The 11,631-nt window shown below is 71.9% G+C and carries 8 protein-coding genes; 5 read left to right on the top strand and 3 right to left on the bottom strand.

Annotated elements, in window-relative coordinates:
- Nucleotides 1-17: 17 nt before the first annotated feature.
- Nucleotides 18-674, bottom strand: coding sequence for a TMEM175 family protein (locus MDN94_RS32170; RefSeq protein ID WP_482729366.1), 657 nt, complete (start codon nt 672-674; stop codon nt 18-20).
- Nucleotides 675-826: 152 nt separating this feature from the next.
- Here MDN94_RS32170 and MDN94_RS32165 point away from each other — a divergent pair, with 152 nt between their 5' ends.
- Genes MDN94_RS32165 through MDN94_RS32155 form a run of 3 tightly spaced genes read left to right on the top strand, consistent with a single transcriptional unit; the run spans nt 827 to nt 5,584 of the window.
- Nucleotides 827-1,759: an oxygenase MpaB family protein gene (locus MDN94_RS32165; RefSeq protein ID WP_482729833.1), complete on the top strand. Its 933-nt coding sequence runs from the start codon at nt 827-829 to the stop codon at nt 1,757-1,759.
- Nucleotides 1,760-1,777: 18 nt separating this feature from the next.
- Entirely contained in the window at nt 1,778-4,036 is a 2,259-nt protein-coding gene (locus MDN94_RS32160; RefSeq protein ID WP_482729365.1) for a serine/threonine-protein kinase, read from the top strand.
- A gap of 9 nt (nt 4,037-4,045) precedes the next feature.
- Complete coding sequence (locus tag MDN94_RS32155) at nt 4,046-5,584, top strand: phytoene desaturase family protein (protein WP_482729364.1); 1,539 nt, start codon at nt 4,046-4,048, stop codon at nt 5,582-5,584.
- Nucleotides 5,585-5,868: 284 nt separating this feature from the next.
- Here MDN94_RS32155 and MDN94_RS32150 read toward each other — a convergent pair whose 3' ends face one another.
- On the bottom strand, nt 5,869-7,692 hold the full coding sequence (locus MDN94_RS32150; protein ID WP_482729363.1) for a serine hydrolase domain-containing protein: 1,824 nt from the start codon (nt 7,690-7,692) through the stop codon (nt 5,869-5,871).
- A 159-nt stretch (nt 7,693-7,851) separates the two neighbouring features.
- Between MDN94_RS32150 and MDN94_RS32145 the strand changes: the two genes are divergently transcribed.
- On the top strand, nt 7,852-8,958 hold the full coding sequence (locus tag MDN94_RS32145) for an NAD(P)H-dependent flavin oxidoreductase (RefSeq protein WP_482729362.1): 1,107 nt from the start codon (nt 7,852-7,854) through the stop codon (nt 8,956-8,958).
- Entirely contained in the window at nt 8,958-10,532 is a 1,575-nt protein-coding gene (locus MDN94_RS32140; RefSeq protein WP_482729361.1) for an acyl-CoA synthetase, read from the top strand. Before MDN94_RS32145 ends, MDN94_RS32140 begins: the two co-directional genes overlap by 1 nt.
- Nucleotides 10,533-10,582: 50 nt before the next feature.
- Here the strand turns inward: MDN94_RS32140 and MDN94_RS32135 are convergent, their stop codons facing one another.
- Nucleotides 10,583-11,323 (bottom strand): class I SAM-dependent DNA methyltransferase, encoded by a 741-nt coding sequence (locus MDN94_RS32135; protein ID WP_482729360.1) that lies wholly within the window; start codon nt 11,321-11,323, stop codon nt 10,583-10,585.
- Nucleotides 11,324-11,631: the final 308 nt, after the last annotated feature.

Genomic DNA, 11,631 nt, shown 5'->3' with positions numbered 1-11,631 from the left:
TCATGGCCGTGATCGTGTTACGTACTCTCCTGAGCCGAATCGCGGGCGGCGGCGCGCAGGCGGTTCCCCCGCTCGCCGAGCACCCATTTGACCGGGATCAGAACCGCCCACCAGAGCTTCGCGCCCGTCGGGGACACGAAGGCCAGCGGCACGGCGATCGCGAACACCAGAACGGTCGCCGCGAGGTCAGCCACGTCGTTGCGCGCGACGCGGTCGGGAAGTGCCGCGCCGGACAGCCACGGGCGCCTCCACAGCGCGATCGTCAGCGCGAGTTGGGCGATCCCCATGACGGCCACGGCGCCGGAGTAGACCGCCACCGCCAGGGACAGGTCCCCGTACTCGGCCAGCAGGGTGGTGGGGAAGGGCATCAGGGCGATCAGCCCCATGCTCAGCAGGCCCAGCCGGACGACCGTCCAGTCGACCTTCACCACGTGCCGGAAGACCTGGTGGTGGCCCTGCCAGAACACCGCGATGACCAGAAAGCTGAGCGCGTACGCCCACACGCTGGGCATCACATCCGCCAGCGCCTCGTCGAACTCGGCGGGGTCCAGGCCGACGGGCACCGCGATGTCCAGCGCCAGCAATGTCATCGCGATGGCGAACACGCCGTCCGACAGCGCGATCAGCCGGACCGCGCTCCCCTCGTCGTCCCGTACTCGTTGGTGGCCCTTCACGCTGCCCCACCTTAGGGTCAGAAGTTCTTGAATACACGGATTGATCCGTTCGGCTCGGACGCGCTTACCATGGTCCGACTCGCCCGCGGTCGCGAGGTGACCGTCGAGCGGCAGTGCCGGACGAGGGAGCAGGGTGACCCATGACCCCGGACATGACGCCGAAGACCCCTGGCACGACTCCGGACGCGGCCCCACGACAGGCCGTCGACCCCGGACTGTTCGGACCCCGCTCCGTGACGTGGAACATCCACGGCGACCCGATCATGTGGATCGCCGGCGTACGCGCCCTCTACCTCCAGGCGCTGCATCCACGCGCGGTCCGCGGCGTCATGCAGAACTCGGACTTCCGCGAGGACGCCTGGGGCCGGCTGATGCGCACCGCTGACTTCGTCGGCACCATCACCTACGGAACCACCGAGGCCGCGGAGAAGGCCGGCGGCCGCGTCCGCCGGATCCACAGCCGGCTGAGGGCCACCGACCCCGCCACCGGGGAGCGCTACGGCGTCGACGAACCGGAACTGCTTCTGTGGGTGCACTGCGCGGAGGTCGGCTCCTACCTCGAGGTCGCCCGCCGCTCCGGGCTGCCGCTGGGCGACGAGCACGCCGACCGCTACCTCGGCGAACAGCGGGAAGCCGCCCGCCTCGTCGGGCTCGATCCCGCCACCGTGCCCGCCACCGCCGCCGAGCTGGCCGACTACTTCGAGAAGGTCCGGCCTGGACTCGCCGCCGGACCGGAGGCCCGCGACGTCGACGACTTCCTCCGCCGCCCGCCCGTGCACCCGCTCCTGGTCCCGGCACGCCGACTGGCATGGGAACGCGTGTCGGCACTCGCGTACAACGCCCTGCCCCCGTACGCCCACGACCTCTACGGCAGAGCCGCCCCGCCGCCCGACCGCGTGACACGGCAACTCACCGTCGCGGGCAACCTGCTGCGCTGCGTCCCCTCCCGTATACGCTGGCAACTCCCGCCCGGTCACATTCTCAAAGCGATGGCGCGACTCGGGCCCGGCGCACGCCCGGCCCCGTACAAACTACGCAGACGGGCCGCCATACTGGACCGGCCGGGGGAGGGCGCAGCGAAGTGACGGGGGCGACAACACGCGATGGCGGAAACCAGGCTGATCCAGGACCGCTACCGACTGCTCGATCTCATCGGGCGGGGCGGCATGGGCGAGGTGTGGCGTGCCCGCGACGAATCCCTCGGCCGTCATGTGGCCGTCAAGTGCCTCAAGCCGATCGGGTCGCAGCACGACCGGTCCTTCACCCGGATCCTTCGGGAACGCTTCCGCCGTGAGGCCCGCGTCGCCGCCGCCCTCCAGCACCGGGGCGTGACCGTCGTCCACGACTTCGGCGAGCACGAGGGCGTGCTGTACCTGGTGATGGAACTGCTCGAGGGGCGCAACCTCAGCCAGTTGCTCGAGGACAACAAACAGCAGCCGCTGCCCGTCACCGATGTCGTCGACATCGCCGACCAGATCGCCGACGCCCTCGACTACACCCACGAACAGGGCATCGTGCACAGGGACCTCAAGCCCGCGAACATCATGCGGCTCACCGGAGGCGCGGTGAAGATCTGCGACTTCGGCATAGCCCGCCTCGGGGAGGACATCGGCTTCACGTCCAAGCTCACCGGCACCGGCATCGCCATGGGAACCCCGCACTACATGTCACCGGAGCAGATCGCCGGCGGCCAGGTCGACCACCGCAGTGACCTGTACTCGCTGGGCTGCGTGCTCTACGAGCTCGCCACCGGCTCTCCGCCCTTCGACGTCGGCGACACCTGGTCGATCCTCGTCGGGCACCGTGACACCGTGCCCCGGCCGCTGCGTGAACACCGCGACGAGATCCCCGAGTTCCTGGACCTGATGGTCCTCGACCTGCTCGCCAAGACCCCGGAGGAGCGGCCCGCCGCCGCGGGCGACCTGCGGCGCAGGATCGGCGCGTCCGGACACGTGCGGCACGCCCCCGCCGTCGTCCCGCTCCAGCGCCGGGCCCTGCCCGACGCCTCCCGGGAGGCCGCCCTGCCCTACTGGACACGCGGCATGACGGTCGGCCACAAAGCCACCGCCACCTTCGCCGCCCAGTCCGTGGCACCGGAACAGGACCACACCGCGGCGCTCACCGGCCGGTGGACCAGCCCCTCCGTTCCCGCAGTCCCGCACACCGGCGTCCGCGTGCCCACTCAGGGGCACACCCGGACCACTCCGCCGCCCGAGCTGCTCGCCGTCCTCGCCACCCGGCACAACGCGGGCCTGAGCCTGGGCCGCCTCGGCAGGTGGCAGGAGGCGGGGGAGGTGCACCGCGCTGTGGCCGCGGAACGCGAGGCGCTGCTGGGCGCCGACCATCCCGACACCCTGGCCAGCCGCTACGAGGTCGGCTTCAGCCTCAGCCGCACCGGACGCGCCACGGACGCGCTCGCGGAGTTCGGCAGGGTCGCCGCGGGCCGCGAGGTCGCCCTCGGTCCGGACCATCCCGACACGCTCGCCGCCCGGCAGGAGACGGCGTACGTGCTCGGTGGCCTCGGCCGGTACGCCGAGGCCGACCGGATCTACACCGCCGTCCTCGAGTCACGCGAGCGCACCATGGGGGCCGACCACCCCGACACCCTGCGCTGCCGGCACAACCTCGCCTTCAACCTCAGCCGGATGGGCCGGATCGAGGACTCCTTCCGGATCGCCGGCGACGTGGCGGCGGCCCGCGCCCGCGTGCTCGGCGACACCCACCCCGACACCCTGGTGACCCGCTACGAGATGGCCTACGCACTCGGACTGCTGGGCCGCTGGGCCGAGGCGCTCGCCACCTACCAGGACGTCGCAGCGGCCCGCGCCGCGACCCTCGGCCCCGATCATCCGGACACCCTCGCGGCACGCTACGAGACCGGAATCTGCCTCGGCCGGCTCGGCCGCGGCGCGGAGGCCCTGGACCTCTACCGCTCCCTCGTCGAGGACCGCGTGCGTGTCGGAGGGCCCGACGACCCGGAGACCCTCCGCGCGCGCCACGGTCTCGGCGTCAACCTCGGCCGGCTCGGCCGCTGGGACGAGGCCCTCGCCGAGGCGCGCGACGTGAGCGCCCTGCGCGAGCGGATCCTCGGCCCGGACCACCCCGACACGCTGGTGAGCCGGCGCGAGGTGGCCGTGGCGCTCGGCTGGCTCGCCCGCTGGGCCGACGCGCTCGAGGTCTACGAACAGGTGGCCCGGGACCGCGAGCGGGTCCTCGGTCCGGACCACCCCGACACGCTGTCCAGCAGGAACGACGAGGCGCACTGCCTGGAGCAGCTGGGCCGCCACACCGAGGCGGTGGAGCTGTACCGGCGGGTCGCCGCGCTGCGCGGGACGGTGACGGAGCGGGCGCCCGGCGGTTAGTGTCCGCCCATGCCCGCACTCGCCTCGTACGACGCCGTCATCGTGGGTGGCGGCCACAACGGCCTGGTCGCCGCCGCCTATCTGGCCCGCGCCGGACGCTCCGTCCTGGTGCTGGAGCGCCGACCGCACACCGGGGGAGCGGCCGTCTCCACCCGTCCGTTCCCCGGTGTCGACGCCCGCCTGTCCCAGTTCTCCTATCTCGTCTCGCTGCTGCCCGACAAGATCGTGCGCGATCTCCGGCTGGACTTCGCGGTGCGACGGCGCACCGTCTCCTCCTACACGCCCAAGGGCGACGGCGGCCTGCTGGTCGGCGGGCCCGGGACCCGGGAGTCCTTCGCGGCCCTCACCGGCGGGGACCGCGAGTACGAGGCGTGGCGCGAGTTCTACGGCATCACCGGCCGGGTCGCGCAGCGGGTCTTCCCGACGCTTACGGAGCCGCTGCCCACAAGGGACGAGCTGCGGGAGCGGGTCGACGACGAGCAGGCCTGGCGGATGCTCTTCGAGGAGCCGATCGGCGCAGCTATCGAGAAACGGTTCACCGACGACCTGGTCCGTGGGGTCGTCCTCACCGACGCCCTCATCGGCACGTTCGCCGACGCCCACGAACCGTCGCTGCTGCAGAACCGCTGCTTCCTCTACCACGTCATCGGCGGCGGCACCGGCGACTGGAACGTGCCCGTCGGCGGGATGGGCGCGCTCACCGACGCGCTGACTGCCGCGGCCCGCGACGCGGGCGCGGAGTTCGCGCTCGAACACGAGGTCACCCGGATCGAGACGGACGGCGAGCGCGCCGAGGTCGCCTACCGGAACCGAGCGGGCGAGGGCGCGGTCGCCGCCGGCCGGGTCCTCGTGAACGCCTCACCGCAGGCGCTCGCCGCGTTCCTCGGAGAGGAGAGCCCGGAACCCGCGGAGGGCGCGCAGCTGAAGGTCAACATGCTGCTCCGGCGGCTGCCGCGGCTGCGTGACAGCTCCGTGGCCCCCGAGGACGCCTTCTCGGGCACGTTCCACGTCTCCGAGGGCTACGGTCAATTGGCCACCGCCTACCGGGAGGCCGCCGCGGGGCGGCCGCCGAGCGCTCCGCCGTCCGAGATCTACTGCCACTCGCTGACCGATCCGTCGATCCTCTCGCCGGAACTCGCTGCCCAGGGCTGCCACACGCTGACGCTCTTCGGACTGCACACCCCCGCCAGGCTGTTCGCCGAGGACAACGAACGAACGCGTGGGGAGCTGCTGGCCGCGACGCTCGCCGAACTCGACGCGTGCCTGGGGGAGCCGATCGCCGACTGCCTCGCGCTCGACGCGAACGGCGAACCGTGCATCGAGGCCAAGACACCACTGGACCTTGAGCGGGAACTGCGGCTGCCCGGCGGTCACATCTTCCACCGCGACCTGTCCTGGCCGTACGCCACCGGCACCGGCTCCACGGGGCGGTGGGGCGTGGAGACCGCGCACGCCAACGTCCTGCTGTGTGGAGCGGGCGCCGTACGCGGCGGCGGAGTCAGCGGCGTGCCGGGACACAACGCCGCGATGGCCGCACTGGGGCGCTGATGCCCGCGCGGCGGGTGGCCGTGAGCCCGGCGCGCGGCCCGGCGTCCGCGCCCACTGCTCCCGCGCCGAGTTCGGGCTTCCGGCACTCGCGCCCACCGCTCCCGCGGCGGGGCCGGGTTCGGCGCGGTCTCCGCGCGGGCGCGCCGGTCCTGGGTGTCGGCGCGGCTCTCGTGCCGGTTCCGCAGGGGTCGCGGGCCGGGGCCGGCCGTGCGACGGGCCGGGTCGCCGGCCGGGTGCCGGCGACCCGCGCCGGGCGTGCGCCGGTACTGGTCGGTGAGTGGTCGTCAGTCCCTGGAGGCCGTCCAGCCCTTGGGCTCGATCAGCGCTGCGTCCTCGGGGCGTGCCTCGTCGAAGGCGGCCGGGCCAGGGCCGTCCTCGACGCGGATCGCGTCGACGTAGGCGCCCCGGCCGACGTAGAGCTGATCGGTCGCGTACCGCCAGCGCAGCCGTACCGGCGCGCCGCGCCACGCGGTGAGGTCCGCCGTGGCCCGGTGCCATGCCCGCCCGGACCAGCCCGTCGCCGAGCCGGCCGGGTGGGGCTCCTCCTCGCCGCCCCTGCGGGCGGCCGTGAACGGGACCGGCCGCCAGGTCACGCCCCCGTCCTGTGACGCTTCGAGATACAGAGCGTCGGAGCGCGGTTCGGTGTCCCACCACAGCGAGCACCGCAGCAGGGGCCTGGCCGAGGCGAGGGCGAGCGCGGGCAGAGTGAGGGTCGCCGCGGTGGAGCCGGCCATGCCGGCGAACCAGGCGGTGCGGCCGTGGTCGGGACGTACGGCGACTGCCCTGGCCATGTTGTTGGCGGCGGCGACCCGGGGCGCGCTGCCGGACCGCCAGCTACGGACGGGATGGACAGAGTTGCCGAGCACGATCAGGAACGAGTCGGTGGTCGCGTCGAGGACGAGGCTGGTGCCGGTGAAGCCGGTGTGCCCGGCGGTCCGCGGTGTCGCCATCGCGCCCATGTACCAGTGCTGGTAGAGCTCGAAGCCCAGGCCGTGCTCGTCGCCGGGGAAGGCGGTGTTGAAGTCGGAGAACATCAGCTCGACGGAGGCCGGGCGCAGGATCCGGGAGCTGCCGTAGACACCGCCGTTGAGCAGGGTACGGGCGAGGACCGCCAGGTCCCAGGCGCAGGAGAAGACGCCGGCGTGCCCCGCCACGCCGCCGAAGCTGTACGCGTTCTCGTCGTGGACCTCGCCCCACACCAAGCCGCGGTCGAGTCCGGACCAGGGCAGCCTGGCGTCCTCGGTCGCCGCGATCTTCGGCTTCCAGGACGCGGGCGGATTGAAACGGGTGCGGTCCATCCCGAGAGGAGCAGTGATCTCGTCGTGGAGCAGCACATCCAACGGGCGTCCGGTGATCTTCTCCAGCACGAGCTGGAGCGAGATCAGGTTGAGGTCGGAGTAGCGGTACGCGGTGCCGGGCGGGTTCGCCGGGGCCTCGTTCCACAGCCGCTCGAGCCTGGCCTCCTGCGTGGGCTCCCTGAACAGGGGGATCCAGGAACGGAAGCCGGAGGTGTGCGTGAGCAGCTGACGCATCGTGATGTCCTGCTTGCCCGCACCGGCGAACCGCGGCAGATAGGAGGCGACCGGGGCCTCCAGCTCCAGCGTGCCGCGCTCGATCTGCTGCACCGCCAGGACGGACGTGAAGAGCTTGGAGACGGACGCCAGGTCGAAGACGGTGTCCTCGGCCATGGGGATCTGCCGGTCGGCCGGGAGCTCGACGGCCGTGTCGGTCTCCTCGTCGTACGCCGAATAGCGAAGCGCCTTGCCGATCGCCCGGTGCAGCGCCACCGTGCCGCCCCGCCCGGCGAGCAGCACCGCACCCGCGTACCACGGGTGCTTGGGGGAGGGGGCGAGGAACTTCTCGGCGTCGGAGACCAGTTGGTCGAGATGACGGGCCAGCAGTCCGGCCCGCTGCGCAGTTCCGCGCCGCAGCGTCGGCCGGTGTCCCGAGCCGCTGGCGGGGTCGGTCCCGCCGGCGCCCGAGCCTCCGTCACGCCCGGCGGCCGCCGCGAAGGGGACCGGTCCCAGGGCGAGTGCACCGCCCAGCGTCAGCACCTTGCCGCCCAGCCTTCGTCTGCTGATCCCTCTGCCCGCCGAGTCGTCGGTCATACGGACCCCTCTCTGCGCGTCTTTGAAAGTATCTTTCGGATCTTCCGCGACACGTGAAACTTTCTTGCGGTCCTGCGGGTCTGTCAACCACTCAAAAGAATCTGACGCTGCATCAGAAAACGTCTTCCCTCGTCCGGCGCCCTGCGGCATCCTGCGCCCATGGAGACGGAGCTGAGCAGACAACTGGGCATCGAGCACGCCATCTTCGGCTTCACACCGTTCCCCGCGGTGGCCGCCGCCATCAGCCGTGTCGGGGGCTTCGGCGTACTGGGTGCGGTCCGCTACACCGCGCCGGACGACCTGAGGCGTGACCTCGACTGGATGCAGGAGCACACCGGCGGCATGCCCTACGGGCTCGACGTCGTCATGCCCGCCAAGAAGGTCGAGGGCGTGAGTGAGGCGGACGTCGAGGCGATGATCCCCGAGACGCACCGCAGATTCGTGACCGACACCCTCGCCCGGCACGGCGTACCCGAACTGGCCGAGGGCGAGACCTCCGGGTGGCGCATCACCGGCTGGATGGAACAAGTGGCCCGCAGCCAGCTCGACGTGGCCTTCGACCATCCCGTCAAACTGCTCGCCAACGCCCTCGGACCGCCACCCGCCGACGTCGTCGCGCGCGCCCACGACCACGGAGTCCTCGTCGCCGCCCTCGCCGGCAGCGCCGCTCACGCCCGCCGCCACGCCGAGGCGGACATCGACGTCGTCGTCGCCCAGGGGTACGAGGCCGGCGGCCACACCGGTGAGATCGCCTCCATGGTGCTCACCCCCGAGGTCGTCGAAGCGGTCGGCCCCTTGCCGGTCCTGGCGGCCGGCGGTATCGGAAGCGGCGAACAGATCGCCGCGGGCCTCGCCCTCGGCGCCCAGGGCGTCTGGCTCGGCTCCCTCTGGCTCACCACCACGGAGGCCACCCTCGGATCCCGCGCCCTCACCGCGAAACTCCTCGCCGCGGGCTCCGGCGACACCGTCCGCTCCCGCGCCCTCACCGGCAAGCCCGCCCGCCAGCTGCGCACCGCCTGGACGGACGCCTGGGACGACCCGGCAGGACCCGGCACCCTGCCCATGCCGCTCCAAGGACTGCTCGTGGCGGAAGCGGTCTCCCGCATCCAGCGGTACGAGGTCGGGCCGCTGCTGGGAACCCCAGTGGGCCAGATCGTCGGCCGCATGAACTCCGAGCGCAGCGTGCGCGAGGTCTTCGACGACTTGACCCGCGGCTTCGAGCAGGCCGTCGACCGCATCAACCGCATCGCCGGAAGGAGCACGTGATGACCGGTGCGCCCGTAGACGCTTCCGGGCCGGCGGGGAACGGCTTCTGGGCGCAGGCCGCAGCCGACCCCGCCCGCACCGTACTGACCGACCCGGCCGGCAGGAGTTGGACGGCAGGCGAGCTGCATGCCGCCGCCAACCGACTGGTGCACGGGCTGCGCGCGGCGGGCCTCGGACGCGGGGACGCGTTCGCCGTCGTCCTGCCGAACTGCGCGGAACTCGTGGCCGCCTATCTCGCCGCCTCCCAGGCGGGCTTCTACCTGGTCCCGGTCAACCACCACCTGGTCGGCTCCGAGATCGCGTGGATCGTCTCCGACTCCGGCGCCAAGGTACTCGTCACCCACGAACGCTTCGCCGACGCGGCGGCCGACGCCGCCGACGAGGCCGGCCTGCCACGCACCCACCGCTTCGCGGTGGGCGACGTGGCCGGTTTCCGCCCCTACGAGGAGCTCGTCAAGGGACAGCCGGACACGCCGCCGGAATGCCGCACCCTGGGCTGGGTCATGAACTACACCTCCGGCACCACCGGCCGACCGCGGGGCGTCCGGCGGCCCCTGCCCGGCAGGCTCCCGGAGGAGAGCCACCTCGGCGGCTTCCTCGGCATCTTCGGCATCCGGCCCCACGACGGGAACGTGCACCTCGTCTGCTCGCCGCTTTACCACACGGCGGTGCTTCAGTTCGCCGGCGCGGCCCTGCACATCGGGCACCCCCTCGTACTGATGGACAAGTGGGCGCCCGAGGAGATGCTGCGCCTCATCGACACGCACCGGTGCACGCACACCCACATGGTGCCGACACAGTTCCACCGCCTGCTCGCCCTGCAGGAGGACGTGAAGCGGCGCTACGACGTCTCGTCGATGCGGCACGCCGTCCACGGGGCGGCGCCCTGCCCCGAGCACGTCAAAAGAGCCATGATCGACTGGTGGGGCGGCTGTGTGGAGGAGTACTACGCGGCGAGCGAGGGCGGCGGCGCCTTCGCGACCGCCGACGAATGGCTCAAGAGGCCCGGCACGGTCGGCAGGGCCTGGCCGATCAGTGAGCTGGCCGTGTTCGACGACGAGGGCAACCGGCTGCCGCCGGGAGAACTCGGCACGGTCTACATGAAGATGACGACCGGCGGCTTCAGCTACCACCGGGACGAGGCCAAGACACGGAGCAACCGCATCGGCGACTTCTTCACGGTCGGCGACCTCGGCCACCTCGACGAGGACGGCTACCTCTTCCTGCGCGACCGCAAGATCGACATGATCATCTCGGGCGGGGTGAACATCTATCCGGCCGAGATCGAGGCGGCGCTGCTCGCCCACCCCGCCGTCGCCGACGCGGCGGCCTTCGGCGTCCCGCACGCCGACCGGGGCGAGGAGGTCAAGGCCGTGGTGGAACCGGCGGACGGCCACTCCGCGGGCGACGACCTCGCCGCCGCGATCCTCACCCACTGCGCCCGGCACCTGGCTCCCTACAAGCGCCCCAGATCGGTGGACTTCGTCGCCTCCATGCCACGCGATCCCAACGGCAAGCTTTACAAGCGACGCCTGCGGGAGCCGTACTGGGAGGGCCACGCACGCGCCATATGACGCGGGCGCAGGGCTTTGTGCGGCTCGACGTGTCGGCCCGGTGGCCGACCTCAGACCGGCTTGCGCCACACGGAGATGTGCTTGGTGGAGTCCTGGGTGAACGGCGCGCCGTCCCAGTCGGCGACGCGGTGTTCCAGCTCGAGCCCGGAGATCCGTGCCATCAGGTCGAGCTCCGCAGGCCAGGCGTACCGATGGCGGGAGTTGCTGCGGCGGTAGCGGCCGTCGTCGCCGTCGCGGGTGAAGTGGTGCGAGACGAGAATCTGCTGGACCAGGTCGAAGGTGTCGAAGCCGAGATGCTGCTCGGACACGTCGAACGGCACCGCGGTCCGGCCGGGCGGCAGGACCCGCAGCGGCGGCACGCCCAGCTCGATGACGAATCGGCCGCCGGGCCTCAGGTGACGCGCGGCGTTACGGAAACATTCGACCTGCTCGTCCTGCGTGAGCAGGTTCGTGATCGTGTTGTAGACGAGATAGACGAGCGTGAACTCGCCGGGGACGACGGTCGTGGCCATGTCTCCTACGGCGACCGGGAGCGTGTCCTCGTCGACCTTTCGCCGCAGGACCGCCGCCATGTGCTCCGACAGTTCGATGCCCACCACCGGCACGCCGCGTTGCCGGAGCGGCACGCCCACGCGTCCGGTTCCGATGGCGAACTCCAGTGCCCGGCCGTCTCCGGCGAGCTCCGAGAGGAAGGAGAGGGTCGGTTCGAGAACGGCGGCCGAGGACATCGCGGTCTCCTCGGCGTCGTAGCGCTCGGCGGTCGCACGGGTCCACAGCTCACTGCTCGTCACGGGCGGCCACTGTGCCGGTCGTGGAGGGGCACTGTCGACGCATTTACCTTCCACCGAGCGGGATTCGCCAGGTGAAACGGTGACAAGCGGGTGGTCCCGTGCCGCCGTTGAAACGAACACAGTTGCGCCGCGCAACCATCACGGCGTTCTCGTGGTCGTGTTGCCGTACGACGCCGGCCCGCCCGTCCCTCCTCCTCGCTCGGGAGGTGCGCAACCCTTCGTCGAGGCGCACCATTTGAAGGAGGGGGAGCCGTCCGGGTAGGGCCACGGTCGCAGCGATTCGCAGACATGCGCCGTCGGATCCGCGG

It is taken from the genome of Streptomyces sp. WAC00040 (genome assembly GCF_056835925.1).
Note: the sequence above shows the minus strand (reverse complement) of the source record. Positions and strands in the feature narration are given on the sequence as shown.